The organism is Corynebacterium capitovis DSM 44611 (assembly GCF_030440535.1).
Classification (GTDB): domain Bacteria; phylum Actinomycetota; class Actinomycetes; order Mycobacteriales; family Mycobacteriaceae; genus Corynebacterium; species Corynebacterium capitovis.
The window spans coordinates 1,870,355-1,894,944 of record NZ_CP047117.1 but is presented as its reverse complement, the minus strand read 5'-3'; the positions used below and the strand labels follow the sequence as shown (position 1 = coordinate 1,894,944).

General features: G+C 64.4%; 23 protein-coding genes, 1 pseudogene and 1 other annotated feature. Of the genes and pseudogenes, 12 read left to right on the top strand and 12 right to left on the bottom strand.

Translation table 11 applies throughout. The features are described 5' to 3' along the window. Positions 1–69: 69 nt before the first annotated feature. A complete protein-coding gene (locus CAPI_RS09225; protein ID WP_018017148.1) occupies positions 70–1,248 on the top strand; it encodes a multidrug effflux MFS transporter in 1,179 nt (392 codons plus the stop codon). Here the strand turns inward: CAPI_RS09225 and CAPI_RS09220 are convergent. The 5 genes from CAPI_RS09220 to CAPI_RS09200 form a co-directional block, all read right to left on the bottom strand. Beyond that, a complete protein-coding gene (locus CAPI_RS09220; RefSeq protein ID WP_018017147.1) occupies positions 1,245–2,144 on the bottom strand; it encodes a ribokinase in 900 nt (299 codons plus the stop codon). The genes CAPI_RS09225 and CAPI_RS09220 overlap by 4 nt on opposite strands. A gap of 37 nt (positions 2,145–2,181) precedes the next feature. Next, positions 2,182–2,781 carry a response regulator gene (locus tag CAPI_RS09215; protein ID WP_018017146.1) on the bottom strand — a complete coding sequence of 200 codons (600 nt, stop codon included), beginning with the start codon at positions 2,779–2,781 and terminating at the stop codon, positions 2,182–2,184. Next, positions 2,782–3,891, bottom strand: a complete 1,110-nt coding sequence (locus tag CAPI_RS09210; protein ID WP_018017145.1) for a sensor histidine kinase — start codon at positions 3,889–3,891, stop codon at positions 2,782–2,784. 183 nt (positions 3,892–4,074) lie between these two features. Then, positions 4,075–5,001: an IS3 family transposase gene (locus CAPI_RS09205; RefSeq protein WP_018017144.1), complete on the bottom strand. Its 927-nt coding sequence runs from the start codon at positions 4,999–5,001 to the stop codon at positions 4,075–4,077. Next, positions 4,891–5,019 (bottom strand) — a sequence feature (AL1L pseudoknot). (Overlaps the previous gene by 111 nt.) Then, on the bottom strand, positions 4,980–5,291 hold the full coding sequence (locus CAPI_RS09200; protein ID WP_018017143.1) for a transposase: 312 nt from the start codon (positions 5,289–5,291) through the stop codon (positions 4,980–4,982). It overlaps the preceding feature by 40 nt. Before CAPI_RS09200 ends, CAPI_RS09205 begins: the two co-directional genes overlap by 22 nt. A gap of 226 nt (positions 5,292–5,517) precedes the next feature. Between CAPI_RS09200 and CAPI_RS09655 the strand changes: the two are divergent. The 3 genes and pseudogenes from CAPI_RS09655 to CAPI_RS09185 form a co-directional block, all read left to right on the top strand. Next, a pseudogene (locus CAPI_RS09655) lies at positions 5,518–5,773 on the top strand (toxin-antitoxin system HicB family antitoxin); the annotation flags it as partial. 83 nt (positions 5,774–5,856) lie between these two features. Further along, entirely contained in the window at positions 5,857–6,828 is a 972-nt protein-coding gene (locus tag CAPI_RS09190) for an ABC transporter permease (RefSeq protein ID WP_018017142.1), read from the top strand. After that, positions 6,829–7,479 (top strand): ABC transporter ATP-binding protein, encoded by a 651-nt coding sequence (locus tag CAPI_RS09185; RefSeq protein ID WP_018017141.1) that lies wholly within the window; start codon positions 6,829–6,831, stop codon positions 7,477–7,479. Positions 7,480–7,583: 104 nt separating this feature from the next. On the opposite strand, the gene CAPI_RS09180 is transcribed toward CAPI_RS09185, so the two are convergent. The 4 genes from CAPI_RS09180 to aceA form a co-directional block, all read right to left on the bottom strand. Next, a complete protein-coding gene (locus CAPI_RS09180) occupies positions 7,584–8,705 on the bottom strand; it encodes an MFS transporter (protein ID WP_051059712.1) in 1,122 nt (373 codons plus the stop codon). Positions 8,706–8,742: 37 nt separating this feature from the next. After that, positions 8,743–10,287, bottom strand: coding sequence for a bifunctional ADP-dependent NAD(P)H-hydrate dehydratase/NAD(P)H-hydrate epimerase (locus CAPI_RS09175; RefSeq protein ID WP_040356689.1), 1,545 nt, complete (start codon positions 10,285–10,287; stop codon positions 8,743–8,745). Positions 10,288–10,552: 265 nt separating this feature from the next. After that, complete coding sequence (gene rraA / locus CAPI_RS09165; RefSeq protein ID WP_018017138.1) at positions 10,553–11,050, bottom strand: ribonuclease E activity regulator RraA; 498 nt, start codon at positions 11,048–11,050, stop codon at positions 10,553–10,555. 106 nt (positions 11,051–11,156) lie between these two features. After that, entirely contained in the window at positions 11,157–12,452 is a 1,296-nt protein-coding gene (gene aceA / locus CAPI_RS09160) for an isocitrate lyase (protein WP_018017137.1), read from the bottom strand. 462 nt (positions 12,453–12,914) lie between these two features. Here aceA and glcB point away from each other — a divergent pair, with 462 nt between their 5' ends. The 3 genes from glcB to trhO all read left to right on the top strand — a co-directional run bounded on the left by glcB (position 12,915) and on the right by trhO (position 17,648). Beyond that, positions 12,915–15,110: a malate synthase G gene (glcB, locus tag CAPI_RS09155; RefSeq protein WP_018017136.1), complete on the top strand. Its 2,196-nt coding sequence runs from the start codon at positions 12,915–12,917 to the stop codon at positions 15,108–15,110. Positions 15,111–15,247: 137 nt separating this feature from the next. Continuing rightward, on the top strand, positions 15,248–16,699 hold the full coding sequence (locus CAPI_RS09150; RefSeq protein WP_425393253.1) for a DUF1846 domain-containing protein: 1,452 nt from the start codon (positions 15,248–15,250) through the stop codon (positions 16,697–16,699). A gap of 61 nt (positions 16,700–16,760) precedes the next feature. Further along, positions 16,761–17,648: an oxygen-dependent tRNA uridine(34) hydroxylase TrhO gene (gene trhO / locus CAPI_RS09145; protein WP_018017134.1), complete on the top strand. Its 888-nt coding sequence runs from the start codon at positions 16,761–16,763 to the stop codon at positions 17,646–17,648. Here trhO and CAPI_RS09140 read toward each other — a convergent pair. From CAPI_RS09140 to CAPI_RS09130, 3 genes are read right to left on the bottom strand one after another with little or no spacing between them, the layout of a single operon-like run. Further along, the gene (locus CAPI_RS09140) at positions 17,645–18,115 is read right to left on the bottom strand and encodes a hypothetical protein (protein ID WP_018017133.1); all 471 of its coding nucleotides are present in this window, start codon (positions 18,113–18,115) and stop codon (positions 17,645–17,647) included. The genes trhO and CAPI_RS09140 overlap by 4 nt on opposite strands. Before the next feature lie 32 nt (positions 18,116–18,147). Then, positions 18,148–19,131, bottom strand: a complete 984-nt coding sequence (locus tag CAPI_RS09135; protein WP_018017132.1) for a universal stress protein — start codon at positions 19,129–19,131, stop codon at positions 18,148–18,150. 47 nt (positions 19,132–19,178) lie between these two features. After that, positions 19,179–19,670: a MarR family winged helix-turn-helix transcriptional regulator gene (locus CAPI_RS09130; protein WP_018017131.1), complete on the bottom strand. Its 492-nt coding sequence runs from the start codon at positions 19,668–19,670 to the stop codon at positions 19,179–19,181. Between the two features lie 78 nt (positions 19,671–19,748). Here CAPI_RS09130 and CAPI_RS09125 point away from each other — a divergent pair, with 78 nt between their 5' ends. The 5 genes from CAPI_RS09125 (at position 19,749) to rpsF (ending at position 24,565) form a co-directional block, all read left to right on the top strand. After that, positions 19,749–20,120, top strand: a complete 372-nt coding sequence (locus tag CAPI_RS09125; RefSeq protein ID WP_018017130.1) for a DUF5318 family protein — start codon at positions 19,749–19,751, stop codon at positions 20,118–20,120. A gap of 72 nt (positions 20,121–20,192) precedes the next feature. Next, positions 20,193–22,523 (top strand): transglycosylase domain-containing protein, encoded by a 2,331-nt coding sequence (locus CAPI_RS09120; RefSeq protein WP_018017129.1) that lies wholly within the window; start codon positions 20,193–20,195, stop codon positions 22,521–22,523. A gap of 5 nt (positions 22,524–22,528) precedes the next feature. Further along, a complete protein-coding gene (locus CAPI_RS09115) occupies positions 22,529–23,932 on the top strand; it encodes a glycosyltransferase family 87 protein (protein WP_018017128.1) in 1,404 nt (467 codons plus the stop codon). Next, entirely contained in the window at positions 23,929–24,126 is a 198-nt protein-coding gene (locus CAPI_RS09110) for a hypothetical protein (protein WP_040356659.1), read from the top strand. Before CAPI_RS09115 ends, CAPI_RS09110 begins: the two co-directional genes overlap by 4 nt. A 142-nt stretch (positions 24,127–24,268) precedes the next feature. After that, the gene (rpsF, locus tag CAPI_RS09105) at positions 24,269–24,565 is read left to right on the top strand and encodes a 30S ribosomal protein S6 (RefSeq protein WP_040356658.1); all 297 of its coding nucleotides are present in this window, start codon (positions 24,269–24,271) and stop codon (positions 24,563–24,565) included. Positions 24,566–24,590 lie beyond the last annotated feature (25 nt).

The window sequence follows — 24,590 nt, the reverse complement described above, 5'->3', positions numbered from 1 at the left end:
CTGGCGGGCGCGATTCCTGCCTGGGAGCCGGATTGTGCCGGCGCGGCTGCTGGGGGTACACATGGTGCAGTGAACAAACTCTCTCCTGGATTGCTCGCCGTACTCGCGCTGCTTACCGCCGCCGGCCCGCTCGGCATCGACATGTACCTGCCGGGGCTTCCGGCGCTCCAGGAAGAGCTGTCTGCCACACCGGCGATGACGCAGCTGACGATCTCCGGGTTCATGGCCGGAATGGCCGTGGGCAATCTCCTCTTCGGCGCGATTTCTGACAGTACGGGCCGGCGCCGACCGATCCTCGTATCCTCCGCGTTTTTCCTCGTCGCGTCTGTCCTGTGCGCGCTCGCCCCCACCATCCAGGCCCTCATCGTGGCGCGGTTCATCCAGGGCCTCGCTGGCGGGGCATCGATGGTCGTTGCGCGCGCCACCATCCCCGACCTCGCTCGCGGCCGAGCCGCCGCCCGCGCGTTCTCGGCGCTCATGGCGATCACTGGCTTTGCGCCCGCCATCGCGCCCGCGCTCGGCAGTGTCATCCTGCCCGCCTTCGGATGGAGGGGAGTCTTTTGGACCCTTGCAGCCGTCAACGCCACTCAATTCGTCGTCGCATATTTTCTTATCGACGAAACCCTGCCCCTCACACACCGCTCCGACAACGCGTTGCGCGGCCTCTTCCCCCGCATCGCCCGCTGTCTTCGGCACCGTGAATTCGTCGGGTACCTCCTCGCGTCTGGGCTTGGGTTCGGGACGCTCTTTTCCTACATTTCCGCCTCTCCCCTGGTGTTGCAGACCCAGCTGGGTGCCTCGCCAACGACCTACGCCATGATCTTTGGGTCGATGGCGTTGCTCATTCCGCTTTCGAACGCTGCGAATATGCGGGCGATCGGCCGCTTTCACCCGCGCACCCTGTTGCGGGCGGCGCTCGTGACGGACATTGGAGTGGGCGTGGGGCTGCTCGTCGTCGCGAAGCTGGGGCCGACTTTGGAAGTGACGGTACCGATTCTCGCCGTGCTTTCGCTGATGGCGGGCTTCATCATGGCCAACGCGACGTCACTGGGCGTGGAGGCGGTGCGCGAGGTGGGGGCCGGTGCGGGCTCCGGCGCAATGGGGTTTTTCCAATTCGTCGTGGGAGGCGTAGTGCCGCCACTGGTTGCGCTGGGAGCGGACCACGCGCAGACGATGGCGATATCTGTGGTCACCTGCGCGGCTATCGCCTTGGTCGCAGTGAGCGCGTTGACCCCGCGCCCGGCCTAACGGGGCAACTCGTCGCCCGCGACCGGGTAGGAGCTTTGTGCCCCGTGGCGGGTGGCGGCGAAGGCACCGACCCGGGCCGCGAACGTGGCTGCCTCCACGAGCGAATCGCCCTCCGCTAGCCGGTGCGCGAGGGCCCCGACGAACGCGTCACCCGCACCGGTGGAGTCCACCGCCTCGACCGCGGGCGTAGGGATGGCGGTGAGACCGGAGCCATCGGCGACGACCGCGCCACGCGCGCCCCGCGTGAGCACTACCGAGGCGAACCCGCATGCGACCAGCTGACGGGCCATGTCTTCTTCGGACGCGGGGATATCACCCACCCCGAACTGGGCCAGAATGAGCCCGGCCTCGTGCTCGTTGGCAACGAGGGGGTCGGCGGTGAGCAGGTCGGGCCGGGGGACGTCGACAACAGGCGCGAGATTGACTATCACCCGGCCGGAGGCGAGTCGTACGGCCTGGCTGAACCCAGAGGCGGGGATTTCCCCTTGCAGCAAAACGATGTCGGCGCTGGTCACTGCCTCGCGGTGGGCCATGACGCGCTGCGCGTCCACCGCGGCATTCGCACCGGGGACCACGACGATCGTGTTCTCCCCGTCGTCCGAGACGGTAATAACGGCCAGGCCCGTGGTCCCCGGCACCGCGTCAACCGCGCCGAGATCAGCCCCCGAACTGCGCAAAAACTCCAGCGCCGGGGCGGCATAAGGGTCGGTCCCCACCGCTCCCACTAACCGCACTCGCGCGCCCATGTTGGCGGCAGCCACCGCCTGGTTCGCACCCTTCCCACCGGCTGTCACGGCCCCACCCTCGCCGAGGAGGGTCTCCCCGGGCAGCGGGTGGCGGGCGACGCGGACGACGAGGTCCGCGTTAATGGATCCGACAACGGTAATGCTCTTCACCCGACCAACGGTAGCAACCCCGCGGCGTTCAACGCGCCTAGATGATGCGCCGCTCGCGAGCCTTATCGACGGCCGCCGTCCGGTTGTCCACGCCCAGCTTTGTATAGATGTGGATCAGGTGCGTCTTCACTGTCGCCTCCGAGATGAACAACCGCGCGGCGATCTCTCGGTTCGACGCGCCGGTCTGCAGTGCCTGGAGGATCTCGATTTCGCGGGCGGACAGCGCCTCGTCCGGGCGCATGACGCGCTCGGCGAGCACGCCCGCGACCTGGGGAGAGAGGACGCGCTCGCGGCGGGAAGCGGATACGACGGCGTCGTGAAGCTCGCTCTCGGGCGCGTCTTTGAGCAGGTAGCCCATCGCCCCAGCCTCGACGGCGGCGACGACGTCGGCCTGCGTGTCGTAGGTGGTGAGGATGAGCACCGGCGGCCCGCCCGCGGCGACGAGGCGACGGGTGACCTCGATGCCGTCCGCGCCGGGCATCTGGATGTCGCTGACCACCACGTCCACGTCACCCGGCACCTCCGCGGTCCCGGAAGCACCCTCGGCGACGACCTCCATGTCACCGAAGGAGTCGAGCACGGCGCGCAGGCCGGCGCGGACGACGGGGTGGTCGTCGATGAGCATGACGTGGATCATCTAGCGCTCCTTCAGCGGGATCGTCGCGGCGAGCACGTTGCCCTCCACGGTGAGTTCGCCGCCGGCTTCCTCGACGCGCGCCCGCAGGCCTTTCAGGCCGAAGCCCTCGGGCCCGGTGATGCCGCGCCCGTTGTCGAAGACGTCGACGGTGACAACGTCGCCCAGCATATCCACGGTGACCACGGCTTCGGTGGCGTTCGCGTGCTGCACGACGTTGCTGAGGCCTTCGCGCACGACGCGCTCGCTTATCGACGCCCCCGGCTCCCCCACATCCGCCACGTTGACGCGCACGTGAAGCGGCGCCCCGAGGGCGCGCTGGCGTTCCTCCGCGGCGCGCGCCAGCCGCTCGATGCGCTGCGGCAGCGGTTCGCGCGGGCCCGCGTTGACGGCGACGAAGCGGCGCGCCTCCGCGAGGTTGTCCGCGGCGACCTGGCGGATGGTGTCCAGGGTGCGCCGCGCGGCGTCGTCCGTGATCTGCTTGTCCAGCGCGCGTCCGAGCAGCACGATCGAGCTCAGGCCCTGCGCCATCGTGTCGTGCACCTCGCGCGACAGGCGTGCGCGCTCCTGGTTCACGCCCGCCTCGTGTTCCGCGGCGGCGAGCTCCATCTGCGCGGCGTGGAGCTGGTGGGCGAGCTGTTTGTAGTGTTCGGCCTCGCCGCGCAGCGCCTTGTAGGACAGGACGATGAACACCGCCAGGATTGTGCCGATGCTCGGCCCGATCACCCCCGCGGGCCCGCTCATCGGGAAGGTGACCGAGACGGTGAACGCCAGGATCGCCAACGACAGCAGGAGGCCCGGGATGATGGGCAGCAGGTACACCGACAGGATGACCAGCGGGAACTCCAGCCACACGAAGGCCGGGGAGGCCAGCGCCAGCGCCACCCACAACACGCACACCACCCCCAGCCACGCCCAGGCGGCGGGCCTGGAGTACGGGCGGTTCTCGTTGTGCCACACCGTTCCCGCCAGGTACACCACCGAAAAGACACTGGCGATGACGAGCAGCCACGGAGTGCGCCAGGCCGAGGACAAGCCCACCACGAGTAGAACCGCGACGAGTACGTGCAGGCTCACGCGGAGGAAGACGAGGATGCGGCTGGTGTGGGTCATGGGTTTCCAACCTAGCCGGGTTGTGCCGCGAGGCGTGGGTGGCGCCTATCAAGATTCGCGATTTGTCAAGGATGAGAGCAAACTACTATCCCCTTAATGCGGTCATCCGCTTCAGTCGGGCTGGGTAAGTTTCAGTACGTGATGTCAAGCCCCGGGTTTTGTAGAGGGTTTTATTGTTGTTGTTTAGGCCGCTTGGGCTTTCGTGGTGGTGTATTCCTGATGGGCCTGGCGGGGTGGGCGGTATCCCAGTGCTGAGTGCAATCGGCGGTTGTTGTAACAGCCGACCCATGTTGAGGTTGCGATGAGAACATATCGTAGTGTCGGCCAGGTCCTACGGTCGATGAGTTCAGCTTTGAACACTGAGTTCAGTGCTTCCGCCATCGCGTTGTCGTAGGAGTCTCCCCGCGTGCCAACCGAAGCGACGACCTGCGACTCAGCCAGGGTCTGTCCGTAGACGACCGACCTGTACTGCACGCCCCTGTCTGAGTGATGGATCAGCCCGGAGATGTCTTCACCGGCGCGCAGCCGCGCTGACAGGGCCATGTCGAGTGCGTCTTTGGCCAGTGATGCGCGCATGTGGTTGGTGATCTGCCAGCCGACAATCTCGCGGGTGTATGCGTCGAGGACGAATGAGGCATACACCCATCCGACACGCGTGGGGATGTAGGTGATGTCCGCGACCCACAGTCGGTTCGGCGCATCGACGCAAAAGTTGCGTTTCACTAGATCGACTGGGCAGTTGTCGGGGTCAGCGCTGCGGGTGGAGGGCTTTTTCTTCCGTCGTCGGATGCCGTGGATGCCTTCGAGTGCCATGAGGCGCTCAACGGTGCATCGGGCGACGTGGCCGAAGTCGCCCTGGCGGTTGATCTCGGCCCATAGTTTGCGCGCACCGTAGCAGGAGTAGTTGTCGTCGTAGATGGCGCGCAAAGCTTTACGTAGTTGTCGGTCCCGGATACATCGGGATGATTCAGGCTGGGATGTGTAGGCGTAGTAGGTGCTCAGGGCGATTTTCACGTTGGTTGCCGCGAGGGCGCGAATAATCGGCTCGACCCCGAATTCTTCCCGGTTGTCGTCGATGAACCTGACAATTACTTGTATGGGCGCTCGCACTCCGCCGCGAAAAAAGCTGACGCTCTTTTCAAAATCTCGTTGGCGCGCTTCGCTTCAGTCAGTTTAGCTCGCAGTCTGCGGTTTTCTGCTGCCAGATCCACCGATTCTGCCGGGATTGTCGCGCCGGATTGTTTATGAGCGCGGACCCGGCCGCGCAGAGTTTCTTTACTCATTCCTAGCTCGCTGGCGATGCGGGTGATCGCACCGCGAGACGTGCGAGGGGCAGCTTGCGCGTGCAGCACCAATTCGATGGCGCGCTGCTTCAGCTCAGGGGTGTACTTCGAGGGCATGTGTAGGGTTCCTTTTCCAATTTCCTGCCCTCCATTAAACCCGGGGCTTACCACTTGCTGCTGCCGCTTCGGCGATGAGGGTTCGGAGATCATCGGGGACACGGAGGGTAATTGCCTGCATGAACCCAAGACTGCCCAAGCTGTATGACCGAATACAAATGTGCACACGGCGAATATGCGTATTCATTTTGCTGGGTCGCCTCACGTGCTGAAGGGGTGCACCCCACTCGCCGAATTCCCCTCGCTGTCCTGGCTCGCCCCCGATCGCCGGGAGGCGGAATCGGGGCTGCTTGATCTGGTTGCCGGGGTCGCCGAGGACATGGAGCGTTCCGGGAAAAATTCCCGTCTCACTCGGGGCGCACCTATTCCGGGCGATTCAATGTCCGAGTTTCCCCGCCGCTGCATCGTAGGCTGGTCATTGAGGCCAAAACTGAGGGAGTTTCCCTAATGCGCTGATCACCCAGAAGCTCGCTTCCGTTTAACACCCCAATCAACCGATCGGTTGATCCCAGGGTCAACCTCCCGCCCGATGTATCAAACCCCTGCTCAGGCCCACAATTGAGGCATGTTCGTAGGAATCAGGGAAATCAAGTCCGCCAAGGGGCGCTTCAGCCTCATTGTCGGCGTCGTCGGGCTCATCACGCTGCTCGTCGTCATGCTGACGGGCCTGACCGCCGGCCTTGGCAAGCAAAACACATCCGCACTCGAAGCACTCAACCCCGCCTCCGTGACCTTCCAAAACATGGACGAGCCGTCGTACACCACCTCGCGTATCGAGGCCACCGCCGGCGCCACCGCCCTCGGCACCGGGCAGACGCTCATGCAGAAGGCCGACGGCTCCGACGAGTCCGTCGCCGTCCTGGGCCTGCCCGAGGGCACCGTGCTACCCGACGGACAGACGCTCGGCAACGCCGCCATCGCCTCGCGCGGCCTCGGGCTCGCCGAAGGTGAGGAGGTGACGGTCGGTGGGGCGTCGATTAGCGTGGGCTCGCTTGCCGACGACCTCTACTACTCTCACTCCCCCGTCATCTGGGTCCCCACCGCGACGTGGCAGCAGGCGATGCACACCGACGCCGACGGCGCGGTGCTGCTCAACACCGATGATTCGGGCATGACACTGGCCCAGTCCTTCACCGCGTTGCCGGCCTACGGCTCCGAACAGGGCTCGCTGAAGATGATCCAGGGCTTCCTCTACGCCATCGCCGCGCTGGTCACCGTCGCCTTCCTCACCGTGTGGACCATCCAGAGGACCCGCGACCTGGCCATCCTCAAGGCTATCGGCGCCTCCAACTCCTACCTGCGCAGGGATGCCCTCGGCCAGGCCGGGCTGATCCTCGCCGTCGGTGTGATCGGCGGTGCGCTGGTCGCCCTCGGCCTCGGTCTTGCCGCGGCGAAGGTTGCCCCTTTCAGCCTGGGCGCGCTCTCCATCGTCGGACCGCCGCTGGCCCTCTGGGCCCTCGGCATGGCAGGCGCCTGGCTGGCCACCCGCTCCATCACCAAGATCGAACCGCAACTCGCACTCGGAGGTATCGCCTAAATGCTCACCATGAACAACGTCACCGTTACCTTCCAGGACGGTCACGAGCGCCTCACCGCGCTAGACAACATCTCTTTCCAGGCGGGTGCGGGCCACATCACCTTCGTGGTGGGCGAATCCGGCTCCGGCAAGTCGACCCTCCTCTCCGCGGCGGCCGGGCTACTCACCCCGGACTCCGGCGAGGTGCTCGTCGACGGCACCCCGGTCAGCGACAGGGTCCGCCTGAACAAGATCGGCATGATCTTCCAGCAGGCCAACCTCATCGGCTCGCTCAACGTGCGCGACCAGCTGCTAGTCACTGACCATATTCGCGGTATGAAACCCCGCCGTGAGCGCGCCGACGAGCTGCTCGAGACCGTCGGCCTTGGCGGGCTCGGCGACCGCAGGATGCAGCAGCTCTCCGGCGGCCAGCGTCAGCGTGTGGGTATCGCCCGCGCGCTCATGGGTGACCCTTCGCTCATTCTTGCCGACGAACCCACCGCCGCCCTCGACTCCGAGCGCAGTCACGAAATCGTGGCGCTGCTGCGCACCCTGGTCACCGAGCGCGGCATCGCAGCGGCGTTTGTGACCCACGACCGCGGGCTGATCTCTGGCACCGACGAGGTCGTCGAGGTGCGGGACGGTCGCGTCTCCGCGTTGGCGGCGGTGTAGCGGGGTTAAGCCCGGTCGCTATTCGACCCCAGCGCATCGGGTGCTGGGGTTTTCCGGCCACCGGTGGCTTGGCGTCGAATAGCGAGGCCCGGGGCCCCGACGGGCTACCGCAAAATCGGCCGCGACCACCACGTGAGAACGGCCGCCGCAGCCGCCGACAACGCCGCGGTGGCGGCGAGGGTCCCTGGTAGCAGTCCGGCATCGACAAACACAGCTCCCACTGCGGAGCCCGCGGCGATGCCCACCTGGAAAGTGACAACGTAAAGGGCGGAGGCGCGGTCGGGGGCATTGCGTCCCGCGAAGAGGAACAGCGTGGTCGCGGCCGTCGGCAGCGCACCAAGCCCGACGCCGAGGACGATGACGTATGCCCCGGTCAGGGCGACCGCCACCGTCCCCTCTGCACCGAGCGCGATGAGGCCCAGCGCAGCGGCGATAACGAGGAGCAGCGCGGGAACGACGTTGATCCTCAACAGGCGCGAGTCCGCGAAGCGCCCCGCCAGCGCGACCCCCGCGAAACCGAGGAGTCCGTACAGGGATAATCCGGGGGCGACGAGGGCGTGCCCTGAGGTGGTTTCAATTGTCAGCCCCAGGTAGGTATAGGCGCAGAACCCGGCGGTGACGGCCAGGGCCAAGAAGATGACCAGGGAAGGCAGCGGGGACCGGGCGTCGCTGTGTCTGGTGGCGCGCACCGCTTCGGACGCCGGAAGCGGAGGAAGCACCCACACGGCGACGGCGAGAGAGGCAACGACGAGTCCTCCGAGCATCCACGTCGCCACCCGCCATCCGGCGAACCCCCCGACGAACGTGCTGAGCGGGGAGCCAAGCACCAGCGCGACGGTGGACCCCAGCGACACCGCAGCGACGGCCTTGCCCGTGTGGCCGGGCGGAGAGATCCGGGCCGCCATGGGGTTGACCATCGACCAGAACACGCCGTGGGTCAGGGCGGCAGTGACGCGTCCAGCAGCAAGCCACCAGTAGTTGGGGGCGGTCGCCTGAAGGGCGACGCCGAGCAGGAGAAACAGCAGAGTAGCCAGGAATAACGGTTTGCGGTCGAGGTACTTCGTCCACTCCATAAGCGGGATGGTCACGGCCGCCACAATTCCCGCGTACACCGTCATGAGCAGACCAATGCGACCCTCGGTGACGCCGAGATCGGCGGCCATGGGGGAGATGAGGCCGACGGAAAACATCTCAAAGGTGACATACACGAAGGCCGCGAAGCTCATCGCGGCCAGAGCAACTACGGGGAACTTCTGGCGGGAATCAGGCACCGTGCCAATCTAGACCCCGCGTCAATTGGGCCGTGGCCGGGCGGACGTGGGCGGCAATCTCGCTTGCCGACGTCGGCGCCTCACCGTACTCCGTAGTTGCAGCCAGCTTCGCAGCTCGGGCGTGAACACAGACAGCCTGGACGAGGTCTTCGACCCCGAGAGCAGGGCCTTTGGCCGAGCGCCGTGCCATGAGTGCGCCGATGATTCCTGCTAAGACATCGCCGGAACCGGGAGTCGCCGCCCAGGAATTTCCCGCGTCGACAATGGAGCTCGGCCCGTCTTTGGGCGCACCCACTATCGACGCTCGCCCTTTGCGAACCACAAACACCCCAAGCATCTGGGCGAGCGAAAGCGTCTCGGAAAGACGATCCGCCTGCGCCACGCCACTCGCCTCACGTAGCCGGGTGAACTCCCCGTCGTGGGGAGTTAACACCGTGACGTGAGTTCGTGCTGCGAGGGCATTACGGAGATTTGAGCGTTGGGTAATGAGGGACAGCCCGTCGGCGTCGATAAGTAAAGGCTCCGCGCGCTGCACAAGCCATGCGAGCTCGTCCGCGGCGGCGTCATCGGTGCCGGCCCCGGGGCCGAAAACCCACGCCTGGACGCGGCCGGTGCGCGGCAAGGTGGCGGCGGCGACGACTTCCGGGTGCGCCCGGACAACCTCGAGGGCCTGGGGGCCGGTGTAGCGCACCATCGCGGGTGTGGCTGCGACCGCGCCCGCCGTGCAAAGAATGGCCGCGCCGGGGTAGGTCTCGCTACCTGCCCGGATCCCCACCACGCCACCGGAGTACTTGTCGTCCTGCGCGCCGGGTTCCAGGCTGGGCAGGGCCGCGAGTTCCTCACCGAGGTACGTGATGCTGTCGGGCCAGCTCAGGCGGGGCCCCGAGGCCCGGGCGACCTGAGCCGACTGTGCGCCAGATAACCTCGCGGATAGGGAATCCCCGCCAACGTGGATGTCGGCAAGCAGCTGGGTCCCGCATTCGGAGGACAGGGCGTGGGCGAGCCGCCACCCGCCGAACGTGATGGTCGCATCGGCGGTGATGTGAACGTCACCGCGCTCGCCCGTATCCGCATTGACCCCGCTTGGAACGTCAACCGCGAGTACGGGAAGCCCCCGCAGCGCGCGACACACGTCCTTGAGCTCCGCAGGCAGGCTACCGCGCCCACCGATGCCCACGATGCCGTCGACGGCGAGCTGGTAGCCTTCGACGCGGGCGGGTTGGGACTCCAGGACCACGCCACCCGCAGCGACGAACGAATCAAGTGCGGGGGAGTGAGCTGTGCCGAAGACGAGCCACGCCTCCACGCGGTGGCCAGCGCTGAGGAGCTCGGCTCCGGCGTAGAGCGCGTCGCCGCCGTTTCCGCCCGCGCCGACGAGCAGCAGGACCTCGGACTGCGCTCCTCCCAGCATGGACTGCGCGACCCGGAAGACTTCGTGGGCGGCGGCCTGCATCAGCTGGTCCGGAAATTCCTGAGCGTCCAGCAGCGGCTGCTCCGCGGCGCGGATTGCGTCGACCGTGTATGCGTACCCCTTCATGCGGCCCATGCTACGCACCTATTCGGGCTGGCAGACAGGACACCGAAAGAGGTTCCATCCCAAGCGGATCTGCCCCCACACGTCCCCGACGGGCTCGAAGCGAGCGAACCGATGAGGCGAAGGTGGATGTGAACGACGGCTGGCGTCGAAGCGCCCCTGCGGCGAGGTGACCTGCAGGGGAGCGGCCCGATAATGCTGGTTCAAATGGCGAGAGAGGCGGTGAATGGGGGCATGGCCTTCTGGCATGCCACTTACCGTCGAGCGCCTAGTGAGTGTCGATGGGCTCCGGGGTCACCACGATGCCGTCCGCGTCTGCGTAAAGGAAATGGCCAGGGTGAAATTCCACGCCGCCGATGGTGACGCGCGTGTTGAGGTCGCCCGCGCCATTCTTCGCGGACTTGCGGGGGTTCGTGCCCAGCGCCTTGCACCCGAAGGGCATCTCAGCGACAGCGGCGGAATCGCGGATTGCTCCGTTGATTACGACCCCGGCCCAACCGTTGTCCACACCCGCCTGGGCGATCATGTCGCCCATCAGCGCGGTGTGAACGCTGCCGTGGCCATCGACGACGAGGACGCGACCGTTGCCGGGGGAGTTCAGGGTCTTCTTCACCAGGCCGTTGTCCTGGAAGCACGTGATGGTGACGATCTCGCCACAGAAGGACGTCTTGCCACCGTAGTTAAAGAACTGGGTGTCGCAGCTGGACAGTTGCTCTTGGTCGCCGTAGAGATCGGCGATGTCGGCGGTGGCTATGCAGGAGGGCATGCAATTACTCCTCTCGGGTAATGAGGGGCTGGGTGGGTTGAGAAGACGAGAAGAGGGGAAACCCGCGGGCAGGCTTCCCCTCTCTCACGTGTCGTCCCGGCGGTGCTTAGAACTGGGACTCCTCGGTCGAGCCCTTCAGGGCCGCGGTGGAGGTGTTGGGGTCAACCGTCGTGGCGATGGTGTCGAAGTAACCGGCGCCGACCTCGCGCTGGTGCTTGACGGCGGTGAAGCCGCGCTCCTCGGCGGCCTGGAACTCGCGGTTCTGCAGGTCGACGAAGGCGGTCATACCCTCGCGTGCGTAACCGTGGGCCAGGTCGAACATGCCGTAGTTGAGGGAGTGGAAGCCAGCCAGGGTGATGAACTGGAAGGAGAAGCCCATCGCGCCGAGCTCCTTCTGGAACTTCGCAATCTCCTCCGGGGAGAGGTGCTTCGACCAGTTGAAGGACGGGGAGCAGTTGTAGGACAGCAGCTGGTCCGGGAACTCGGACTTGACGCCCTCGGCGAACTTCTTAGCCAGCTCGAGGTCCGGGGTGCCGGTCTCCATCCAGATCAAATCGGCGTACGGAGCGTAGGACTTCGCACGGGCGATGCACGGCTCGATGCCGTTCTTGACGTAGTAGTAACCCTCGGCGGACTTCTCACCGGTGAGGAACTGGCGGTCGCGCTCATCGACGTCGGAGGTGATGAGGGTTGCGGCCTCGGCATCGGTGCGGGCGATGACGACGGTCGGGGTGTTGGCAACGTCAGCGGCCAGACGGGCCGAGGTCAGCGTGCGGATGTGCTGCTGCGTCGGGACGAGGACCTTGCCACCCAGGTGACCGCACTTCTTCTCGGAGGCCAGCTGGTCCTCCCAGTGGGTGCCGGCGGCGCCGGCGGCGATCATGGCCTTTTGCAGCTCGTAGACGTTGAGGGCGCCACCGAAGCCGGCCTCACCGTCGGCGACGATCGGGACGACCCAGTTGTCGACGGAGGTGTCACCCTCGACGCGGGCGATTTCGTCGGCGCGCAGCAGGGCGTTGTTGATGCGTCGGACAACGTTCGGCACCGAGTTCGCGGGATAGAGGGACTGGTCCGGGTAGGTGTGGCCAGCGAGGTTGGCGTCGCCGGCAACCTGCCAGCCGGAGAGGTACACGGCCTTGAGGCCACCGCGCACCTGCTGAACAGCCTGGTTGCCGGTCAGCGCGCCGAGAGCGTGGATGTAGCTGCCGTCGCCCTTGGAGACGCCCTCCCAGAGGATCTCGGCGCCGCGCTTTGCCAGGGTGTGCTCCTCGACAACGGTGCCCTGCAGCTTCTCAACCTGCTCGGCGGTGTAGTCGCGGCGGATGCCCGCCCAGCGCGGGTTCTCGTCCCAGTCCTTTTGGATTTCTGCGGCGGTGCGAGCTTTGCCGGTGTTGGTGGTCATATGTGAACGTGCCCCTTTCGAAAAATTGCTGTGCCCGTGTGCACCCTTGCCCGAAGGTGTGAAGTGCGCCACGTTCACTTGGCGTTAGGCAACAGTATCCTTGCCACCTCTGAGTACGTCAACACCTCCCCAATTGTTAGTTTTCGCGCGGGGGGAGGCGGGTATTTTGCAAAGTTTGTTAATCCTCCTTCCGGCACTTACCGCTGGTGATGGGCGTGCTTGCAACACCAGCCCAGCTCACGGCCGACGCTGCGCTACGTGGAAGTGTCGAAGCGGGGGAGGGAAGGGGTAGGCGATTCGGGCAGGGGACAACGCCGTATCCGCGCAGGGCGGGGGTAGTGGGCGGGCGCGGTTGGTGAAATCGTTTACAGCGGTGACCAACGTCACTAACCTCGTGCAATAGAGCCCACCTAACAACTCCGGTCGCTTCCGGGGAGAAACCCATGAAAGGACGGCGTCTTTATGACTACACCCACGTTCGAGGACCACGCCGAGCGCGTCGAGGTGGCGGGTCTGCAGGTGGCCCGGCCCCTGTATGACTTCGTCACCGAGACCCTCTTGCCCGAGATCGGGGCGGACGCGGAGGACTTCTGGGAGGGGGCTGCGCGCTACTTCGCCGACCTCACACCGAAGAACCGGCAGCTCCTCGCCCGTCGCGACGAGCTCCAAGCCACACTCGACGAGTACTACCGTGCCAACCCGGGCCGCCCGGACCCAGAAGCGCACGCGCAGTTCCTGCGCGAGATCGGTTACCTGGTGGAGCAGCCCCGGGACGTGCAGATCCGCACTGAGAACGTCGACGATGAGTTCGCCGTGGTGGCAGGACCCCAGCTCGTCGTGCCCATCACGAACGCTCGCTTCGCCATCAACGCGGCGAACGCCCGCTACGGTTCGCTTTACGACGCCCTGTACGGGACCGACTCCATTTCGGAGGAGGGCGGCGCAGAGCCCGGCAAGGGGTACAACCCGGTTCGCGGAGACAAGGTCATCGCCTGGTCCCGTGTCTTCCTGGATAAGGCTGTCCCGCTTGCGGGGGTCAGCCACGCGGACGTCGAAAAGTATGCCGTGAGCGGCGGTGAGTTGAAGGCGACCGTGGGCGAGCAGGAATACACTCTCGAAGACCCCGAGGTGTACGTGGGGTACCAAGGCAGCGAAGACGCGCCTCAGGGCATCGTCCTGCGCCACAACGGGTTGCACATCATTATCCAGATCGACGCTGAGCACCCAGTGGGCACGACCGACAAAGCGCACGTCAAGGACGTTCTCCTGGAATCTGCGGTCACCGCGATTATGGACTTCGAAGATTCCTCCGCGGCGGTCGACGGTGCCGACAAAGCCGCTGCCTACGCCACGTGGTTCGGCCTGAACAGGGGTGACATCTCCGAGACCGTCTCAAAGGGGGAGAAGACCTTCGAGCGGACCCAGGCCGATGACCTGGAGTACACCTCGAAGAACGGCGGGACTGTTGCGCTACACGGCCGTGCAATGATGCTGTGCCGCAACGTTGGCCACTTAATGACCACCCCGGCAATCCTCGTCGACGGCGAGGAAGTCCCCGAGGGCCTGCTCGACGCTTTAATCACCGTCGCCTCGGCCATCCCGGGCCTGCGCGAGGACAACCCGCACCGCAACTCCCGCACCGGCTCGATGTACATCGTCAAACCCAAACAGCACGGGCCGGACGAGGTCGCTTTCACAAACGAAATCTTCGATCGCGTGGAGGACATCTTCGGGTTGCCCCGCCACACCGTCAAGGTTGGGGTGATGGACGAAGAGCGTCGTACCTCAGTCAACCTCGATGCATGCATCGCCGCCGCCGCAGACCGCCTGGTGTTCATTAACACTGGCTTCCTGGACCGCACCGGTGACGAAATCCACACTTCCATGCAGGCTGGTCCCTTCGTGCGCAAGGCCGATCTGCAGACCGCCCCGTGGAAGCAGGCCTACGAAAACAACAACGTCGACGCCGGCATCGAACACGGGCTGCCCGGTCGCGCTCAGATTGGCAAGGGCATGTGGGCGGAAACGGAACACATGGCCGCCATGCTGGAGAAGAAGATTGGCCAACCCCGCGAAGGCGCCAACACCGCGTGGGTCCCGTCCCCGACGGGTGCGACTTTGCACGCGACGCATTACCACCAGGTGGATGTCCCCGCGGTCCAGGAGGAGTTGCGCGCGGCCGGACGCCGCGAGAGCTTCACGGACTTGGTCACCGTCCCCGTCGCCGACGGTGACCGCTGGTCGGACGCGGAAAAGCAGGAAGAGGTGGACAACAACTGCCAGTCCATCTTGGGCTACGTGATCCGCTGGGTTGAGCAGGGCGTGGGGTGCTCCAAGGTGCCGGACATCCACAACGTCGACCTCATGGAGGACCGGGCCACCCTGCGCATTTCTTCCCAGCTCCTGGCAAACTGGATCACCCATGGCGTTGTTTCCAGCGAGCAGGTGTTGGACTCCCTCGAGCGCATGGCGAAGGTCGTCGATGAGCAGAACGCGGGGGATGACACCTACCTCCCCATGGCGCCGAACTACGACGCGTCGATCGGTTTCCAGGCGGCGAAGGACCTGATTCTTAAGGGCACGGAGTCCCCGTCCGGATACACCGAGCCGATCCTTCACGCGCGCCGGCGCGAATTTAAGGCGGCGCACGGCTTGTAAAAACACCATGTGAACTGCCCGGACGGCCATGGAGTAGGGCCGGCCTCACACGTGCGCGCTAGAATCTTGAAGTTGCCACGCGAAAGGAAAAGGCTGTGCCCTACACCATTGGATTCGACCGTGAGAAGTACATCGAGATGCAGTCGGAGCACATCAGCGCCCGACGCGACGAGATCGGTGGAAAGCTCTATCTAGAGATGGGGGGCAAGCTTTTCGACGATCACCATGCCTCCCGCGTTCTGCCAGGTTTCACCCCGGACAACAAGATCGCGATGCTCGAGCGAATCAAAGATGAAGTCGAGATCATGGTCTGCGTCAACGCAGGAGACATCCTCCGGCAGAAAGTCCGTGCCGACCTTGGCATCACCTACGAAGACGACGTGCTACGTCTTGTCGACGCCTTCCGCGATCTCGGCTTCCACGTCGAAAACGTGGTCGTCACTCAGGTTGAAGACGGAACGCCGCAGGTTGAAGCGTTCATTCAGCGCTTGAACCGGCTCGGCCTGAAAGTCTCGCGCCACCGCGTCATCCCGGGTTACCCCAACAACACCTCCCTGATCGTCTCTGACGAAGGGTTCGGCCGCAACGAGTACGCCGAGACGACGCGCGACCTCATCGTGATGACCGCGCCGGGGCCCGGTTCCGGCAAGCTCGCTACCTGCCTGAGCCAGATCTACCACGAGCACAAGCGTGGCATTAAGGCCGGCTATGCCAAGTTCGAGACCTTCCCCATCTGGAACCTGCCGCTGAGCCACCCCGTCAACTTGGCCTACGAAGCGGCCACTGCGGACCTCGACGACATCAACGTCATCGACCAGTACCACCTCGAGGCCTACGGCGAAAAGGTCTCCAGCTACAACCGCGACATTGAGGTCTTCCCCCTGTTGAAGTCCTTGCTCAAAGAGGTGACGGGGGAGGAACCCTACCAGTCACCGACCGACATGGGCGTCAACATGGCCGGCTACTGCATCTCCGACGACGCCGCCTGTCGCCACGCTGCGCGCCAGGAAATCATCCGCAGGTATTACAAGGAACTTGTCGACGAGCGCCGGTCCGACCGCGATTCCACCTTCTCCGACCGCATCTCCAACGTGATGCGGAAAGCGGAGTGCAGCGTGGAGGAGCGCGTCGTTGTGCGCCCGGCGCTCGAGGTCGCCGAGGCGACCGGCCAACCGGGCGCCGCGCTTGAGTTACCGGATGGTCGCATCGTGACGGGGAAGACGTCGGACCTGCTCGGACCCGCCGCGGCCGTGCTACTCAATGCTCTCAAGCTCTTGGCCGGTATTCCCGCTGATGTCCATCTCCTCTCACCCGAGTCGATCGAACCGATCCAGTCGCTGAAGACGAAGTACCTCGGTTCCCAGAACCCGCGCCTGCACACCGACGAAGTGCTCATCGCGTTGTCCGCTTCCGCGGCTACCAATCCCTCCGCGGCTCGCGCGCTGCAGGAACTTAACAGCCTGCGGGGATGCGACGCCCACACGACCACGATCCTCGGGTCGGTGGATGAGGGCATCTTCCGCAGTCTCGGCGTGCTCGTGACTTCGGAGGCCCGGTACTGGAAGAAGGCGCTCTACCACAAGAAGTAGTTTTAGCTTCCCTGACCAGGGAAAAGTGATCCCACGGCGGGGGCTCGTAGAATCAACGGGCATGACCGGAAAGATCCTCCTCTACTACAAGTTCCAGCCCATCGCAGATCCGGAGGCGGTGCGCCTCTGGCAGCGCGACCTCTGCGAGGGCCTGGGGCTGAACGGCAGGATCCTCGTCTCCCCGCACGGCATCAATGGCACCGTCGGCGGTGACATTGACGCCTGCAAGGCCTACGCCCGGAAGACGCGTGAGTATTTCCGCGGGATTGACTTCAAGTGGTCGGAAGGGGGCAAGGACGATTTCCCGAAGCTGAGCGTCAAGGCGCGCGAGGAGATCGTCTCCTTCGGCGCTCCGGGCGAGCTCGAGGTCGACGAGCACGGCGTCGTCGGTGGCGGTACCCGCCTCTCCCCAGAGCAGGTCAACGAGCTTGTCGACGCCAACCCCGACGTCGTCTTCTTCGACGGGCGCAACGCCAGGGAGGCCGAGATTGGCCGCTTTAAAAACGCCGTCGTACCCGACGTGGAGACCACCCACGACTTCATCGCGGAGCTGGACAGTGGCAAGTATGACTGGATGAAGGACAAGCCCGTCGTCTCCTACTGCACCGGTGGGATCCGCTGCGAGGTGCTGTCGAGCCTGATGAAGAACCGCGGTTTCAAAGAGGTCTACCAGTTGGACGGCGGCATTGTTCGCTACGGGGAGAAGTTCGGCAACTCCGGGCTGTGGGAGGGCTCGCTCTACGTCTTCGACGATCGGATGCACACGGAGTTTGGCCCAGCAGACGACCCGCACTACGTCCAGCTTGGCCACTGCGTTCACTGCGGGACCGCCACAAACCAGTTCTATAACTGCACGCGAGAGCCCGAGTGCCGGGAGCAATACCTCAGCTGCCCCGAGTGCAGAGAATCCAATCCTCTTTGCGAGCAGTGCTCACCGCGGGTGGCCTAGACGCTATCTGCCGCCAAGATCCCAATCGTCACAGTGAGCCACCACATGGTAAACGGGACGATAGGAAGCCAAAACACCCCCATCCACGGCATCCACCGCTCGTAGCGGTTGAGTTTGCGCACCATGATGACGGCGCACCCGAGAAGCATGACCACTGGCGGGACGGAGTTGATGAGCGCCCAAATTGTCCGCGCCCGCTGCGTGCAGAGCCAGGTGGCCGCGTCGGCGTCGCAAAGTGGGCCGCCCACCACTCGTGCCGCACCCGCCGTTACGAGCCCGACGAGGACAGTAATAAGGACGGTTGCAATCGCGTACACCACCGCCTGCTTGGTGGACCTCGAGTTCACCCGAGCAATTTCGGCCGGGTCAGGCTGATCCGCGAGCTCGTCGAAATCCACGGGCTCAGGGCGGGCGCGATTGGAGTAATCCGCCGCGGAATGCAGATCATTTTCCGGGTGGTCGTGCATGATCCCCAGCTTAACCCCTCCGTGGAGCGCGCCTACACTAGCGGACAGACGATCACGGGAGCCCGCGAGTGGCGGACAAGCTCCCGCACGCGGGGGTCGAAGACGCCACGACGGCGGGTTGGCTCCCTCCCGGCGGCGGTGAACACGAGATCGCCCCCGCACCAGGGGATGGAGTCGACGGCCTTGCGCCACCCTTTCCCGCTGGCCAGCCCGACCTCTACTTCGAAACCCTCCCCACCGGGTGTCCCCCCGGCTGCACTAACGGCTAAGTCCCGGGCGAGGTCGAGGCTGGCAAGGGAGCATTCGTACCAATCGTCGGCCGCGCGTTCATGCGCCGGGGCTTGTAGATTTGGTTTGAGGGCTGCGCGGGGGTTGATCGCTATGAGGCGTAGGGGCACGCCTATTCTGCCCGCCAGAGCTGCGGCGCGCGGCACCATCGGTGAGAAATGTGGTCTTCCGGACGAGGCAAAGACGCAGTTCAGACGGGTGATTCCCGCCGTGGATAACTCCACTCCCCGCGGCACGAACGCGAGCGGGGTGAGGGTCTCGGACAAAATGGTCTCTACCGCGACGGATGCAGCTAGGCGGGCAGGAAGATCCTTCGGGCTCGTTTCCCCAAGCTTGGTCGAACCGGTCCCTGGGCCGAGAATGATCATGTCCGCGCCGAGGCCGGTCACCGTATCAACGAGCCCAGCGGTAGCGCGCTGGGCTTCGACGAGATGGGTGAACGTGGTGTGTCGCTGATGTGGTGCGAGGAGGCCGTCGACAAGCTGGCTCACTTCGCTGGCTAACTCATCCCCCGCCGCCGAGAGCCACGTCGAACGTCTCTCGCCGGGTAGTCGTTTGGCCAACGTTGGTTTTGCAACAGCTGACACGCTGACGCTCACGGGGACGGACCGTCCGAGCCACGCCGCGAGCTTGAAAGGCTCCGCGTGCTTTCGATCCCACCCGATGTGGAGCCGGAGGGGGCGGCTTTCAGACAGCACCGCAATGGGAAGCGTGGAATTTAAGGTCATTCAGGGGAAGGGGATCGACTACACAAGTACCCCTCCATTATGACGCTTTACTGCCCCCGCTCCGAATGGCTGTTGTTCACGTAGAGCTCCGCGAGAAGGTTGATCGAATCGGTCAGGTGAGCTATTTTGGACAGCTCCTCCTCCGGCAGAGCGCTGATCATGTCGGCGAGGTAGTCAGTTCGTTCGTCCCCGACGCGCTTGAGCTCCGCGCGGCCCTTATCGGTTAGTTCGACGCTTACGCCGCGGCGGTCCGTTTCGTCGCGTACGCGCCGGACAAGGCCTCGCTTTTCCAACTGGTTAACGGTGTTCGACGCCGTCGGCATGCGAACGCCCTCGGCCTCCGCAATTTTGCTGATGCGGTGCGCCCCATCATCCTGGAGACGGGTCATGATGGATAACTGCGGGCCGGTGAGGTCGGACTGCTCCGCGATGCGGAAGTATGTCACGTACAAGCTGGTCATGGCAGGGCGAATACGGCGCGCGATTTCGTGCGGATTGGGCGCCTGCCGCGAGCTAGCGGAGTCGTTCGGTTCAGTCATGTTCTACCCTTACGTTTACCAAAGAGAAACTAAATGCTACCACCGGTAGCTGGGGATTCACTGGGGAGAAGCATTAGGATGGCTCGGGTGTTCGCCTACAGCCAAGAAGTCTCGCACGAGTGGCGCAGGCGCGCCACACTACGGGAATTTCGCGAAGGGCTCCTTCCTCTGGACGAGTTGTGTGATGCAGATTTCCTGCTCAAAGCGGCCGCGCGTTTCCACGGGGAGCCCTCGCCGCGCCCGTGCCCAATCTGCGGGAAAGAGCTACGCGTCGTGAAGTGGGTGTACGGGGACAGGCTGGGGCGACGCGCCGGCACCGCGCGGCAAGACGACGAAATCGAGCAGCTGGTGGCCGAGTTCGGGCCCATTTCAGTCCACTTCGTCGAGGTATGCCCTCACTGTTCGTGGAACCACCTCCTCAAAGAAGTCACAGCAACACCAGTAATGTGATTCCGCGACAGAAGAAGTAGGGTTGCTGCTAAGTAATCTCGGCAATATTCAGCGCTAACGCAGGGAAATCTCGTGACAAAAACAAAAAGCGGTGCACAGGACAACACGGGTGGAAAGGCACACAAGCCTGCGACTTCTCAGGGGTCTACTGCCCGCCGCTTTCGCGTCAGCCGAGACTCGCGCGCAGCGCAGTGGCTGCTCGCTGCGTTGCTTGGGGTTGCGCTCCTGATTCTCATACCGCTGGTGTGGTTCGGGTGGGAATACGCGCGCGCCGACGTGCCCCAGCCGGGAGACATTCAGGCGGCCCAGGTTTCCAGCATGTACTTCAATGACGGGACGACGGAATTGGCCCGGGTCGTGCCCGCGGAGGGAAACCGGGTGCAAATCCCGCTCAGCGAGGTTCCCGCTGACGTCCAAAGCGCCGTGCTCGCCGCCGAGGATCGCGATTTTTGGACGAACTCCGGTTTCTCCTTCACCGGGTTCGGCCGTGCAGTCGTGGGTCAGCTCACGGGTAACTCCTCGGCCGGCGGTGGGTCGACGATCACGCAGCAGTACGTTAAGAACGCGCTTGTCGGCAACGAGCACTCCTATCAGCGCAAAGCAAAGGAACTCGTCTACTCCATAAAGATGACCAACTCGTGGACGAAAGATGAAATTCTCAACGCCTACCTCAACACGGTGTACTTCGGCCGCAACGCGTACGGGGTCGAGGCTGCGGCTCACGCATACTTCGGCAAAGGCGCCAAAGACCTGACGGTGGAAGAAGGCGGTGTGCTTGCGGCGTCGATCCAGCTGCCCAGCCAGCTCGACCCGTGGACGAACCCGGATGGTGCCAGCGCGCGGTGGAATTACGTTATGGACGGGTTGGTGGACATGGGCGAGCTGACCGCCCAGGAGCGGCAGGGGTTGGTATACCCGCAGACGCGTGACCCCCAGACGTATTCCGCCTACACCGAGGCCACCGGACCGAACGGGCTGATCAAGAACCAGGTCATGACAGAGCTGCAGACCATCGGCATCACCGAGGACGACCTGACCAACCGCGGCCTGCAAATCACGACGACTATCGACGCCCGAACGCAGCAAAACGTCGAGGATTCTTCCAGGGAGCGGCTGGCCAGCTTGCAAGACGACGCGCGTTCTGCCGTGGTGGCCGTCGAACCTGGGTCGGGCGCGGTGCGTGCTTACTACGGGGGCGACGAGGCGAGCGGTTGGGATTATGCAAACGCGGGCCTGCAGACTGGCTCGACATTCAAGATTTTTGCTCTGGCCGCCGCGCTGCAGCAGGGCATCCCGCTTAGCGCCACGTTTGATTCTTCGCCAGTCACCCTCCCGGGAAATATCACCGTCACCAACTGGGACGGCGGTGGAAGCGGCAGGCTGACAATGACCGACGCCGTCCGGACCTCATCCAACACCGCGTTCATGCGTATTCAGGATGAATTGGACAATACGACCCAGGACACTGCTGACATGGCACACGCGCTCGGGATTGCCCGGTCGATCCCCGGGGTGCCCGAGACGCTCACTGAAAACGGCGGACAGCCCTACGAGGGAATTGTGCTGGGTCAGTACCAGTCTCGGGTGCTGGACATGGCCACTGCGATGGCGACGCTGACCAACCGTGGTGTATACAAGCCGACGCACTTCGTCGAACGGGTCGTTGACGCCAGTGGCGAGGTGCTGTACCAAAACGACCCGAGCTACCAAGAGCGCCGTGTGGCGCCGCAAGTGGCCGACAACGTCCTCCAGGCGATGCAAACCGTGGTGGGTTACTCTAACGCCACCCTCGCCGGCGGGCGTCCCGCCGCAGCCAAGACCGGAACGTCCCAGCTGGGTGACACGGGCAATAACAAGGACGCTTGGATGGTGGGATCAACCCCGCAGCTCGCCGTGGCCGTGTGGGTTGGCACCGCAGACAACACAAGTGCCATCTTCAACGAGTATGGCGCCAACATGTACGGCTCGAATACCCCTGCGCGCATCTGGAAAGACGTTCTCGATGAGACCCTTTCCGGGCAAGACTTTCTCGACTTCCCCACGGCCGTTCCGGTGTCCTGGGGTGTCGATCCCTACTCCGGAGGCGTTGGCCTAGGTGGGTCTTACAGCTCCGGTTACAGCTCCGGTTACAGCTCCGGTTACAGTTACGGGACGGGCACTGGGACGGGTACTGGAACAGGCACTGGGACGGGTACTGGAACAGGCACTGGGACGGGGGGAACTGGAACTGGCACGGGGTCGCGCACCGCGACGGGGAATGCGCAGGCATCGCAGCCTAGCGCAGCGACCCAGCCGGTTCCGGACGCCGCGACGCCCGAAGCGCCCGCGGCGCCCGCGGCCACGCCGCCCGGCGTCCAAGACGCGCTCGACGCCATCGGCGGCCTCCTCTCGCCGCAAGGGTAGGCCCGATGTCTACGTCTCGGGTTCAGCCCGCTTTGACAGAGCCAGTCGCTGCCGGGTGGGTCGAGTTCCTCGGCGGGCCGATGGGGCGGTTTTCCCGCCTCGGACGGGCGCGCTTCTGGACTCCGCTGCGCACGATTCTTGCTGTGGCATGGACGTTCCTCGCCTTTGGTGTGCTGTTTAAGTCGAACTGCGCGCAGGGAAAGCCCGACGGTAACGGGGTTCTGCAGCTGGATTGGTCCGGGAACCGCCAGTACACGTCGTTTTGCTACAACGACATCGTGCCGCTCTACAGCGGACGCGGACTCGACCACGCCGGATTCGTGTACGACTACTCCTGGGTTGAAAACGGGGTGACCCGCTACATGGAGTACCCCGTGTTGGCGGGAATGTTCCAAAACGTCGTCGCCGCCCTGGCGCGGCAAACGTACGGGGTGGCGCGCGACGTGCTCCCCGAGGTGGGGTGGTACTTCTACCTCACAGCCTTCATCATGGCGGTGATCTGGGTCGCGACAGTGCGCATGGTTGCGGAACTGGCTGGCAACCGGATCTGGGACACACTCCTCGTCGCTGGGAGCCCCCTTGTGCTTATGCACGCCTTCACCAACTGGGACATTCCCTCCGTTTTCTTTCTCGTCGCGGCGCTTCTCGCGGCTCGGAACCGACGCTTTGTTCTCGCCGGGGCCCTCATCGGGTTAGGGACGGCCTTCAAGCTATGGCCGTTATTCGCGCTCGGTGCGTACCTCACCCTGGCCATCCGGCGGAGGCAATGGCGCCCCTTCCTGCTCATGGCGGCGTCCGCGGCAGTGGCGTGGGCGGCGGTCAACCTTCCTGTGTGGCTGCGCAATCCCGCGGCGTGGGGCGAGTTTAACCGTCTCAACACCACGCGCTCGTGGGAGTGGACCACCATTTATGCCGTTTTCAGTCGGATGACGGGGTGGGCCGGTTTCGACGGGCAGGGGACCCCGGAAATTCTCAACTTTGTCACACTTGTTTTGTTCGCAGCTGGCTGCTTATTCACCCTGGTGCTGGGGGTTAAAGCTCCGCGTACCCCGCGCGTGGCCGAGTTGTTGTTCCTCATCGTCGCGTTCTTCCTCCTCTTTAATAAGGTGTGGAGCCCGCAGTACTCACTGTGGCTGGTGGTCCCCGCGGTGTTGGCTCTGCCACGCTGGCGGTTGCTGCTTTCGTGGATGACGGTAGACATGATGGTCTGGCCCATCCTGATGTGGCACCTTCTGGGCACGAACAACAAGGGCTTGCCCGGGGAGGCTGTGAACGTCATCGTGCTGGCTCGCGACGGGCTCATCGTAGCGATGATGGTTCTCGTGGTGCTGCAGATCCTGGGCAGGCGCCGAGACAAAGTACGAGAGGCGCATTCCGGGCAAGACCCCCTAGTGGGGCAGTGGCGATGACGGCCGCAACGCTCGTTGGGATTGGGTCGATCGTCGTGGGCTTTGTGCTCATCGGGGCGGCATTTCTCGCGGTGGCGCGGAAAGGGAACTACCTCGCGGGCGCGGCCTTTGGTATCGGCGCGTTTGTCTTCATCACGGTGATTCCGGTGTTCCTCGCTGTCTTCGTCGCGGCGCCGCACCCCACCGGTTCGTAGCAACCGTGACGGGGGCTGGCGTCGACAAGCATTTGGCCCCACCACCTGCGTGTTGTAGGCTTGCGGGGTTGCTTGACGCAACGACCCTCCTGCCACCGCAACCCGCGGTGGCCGAAACGTATACCCAAGACCATAGGAGGTGATGAGGTCCGTGCGTCACTATGAAGTAATGATCATCCTCGACCCGCAGCAGGATGAACGCACCGTTGCCCCGTCCCTGGACAAGTTCCTGGAGATCGTCCGCAAGGACAACGGCACCGTTGAGAAGGTTGACGTGTGGGGCAAGCGCCGTCTTGCCTACCCGATCAACAAAAAGGAAGAGGGCATCTACGCCGTCGTCGATCTCGACTGCACGTCCGAGACCGTCAACGAGCTCGACCGCGTTCTCAACCTCAACGACACCATCCTGCGCACCAAGGTTCTGCGCACCGATAAGTAAGAGCGGATAGGCTCGGTTCCACCGG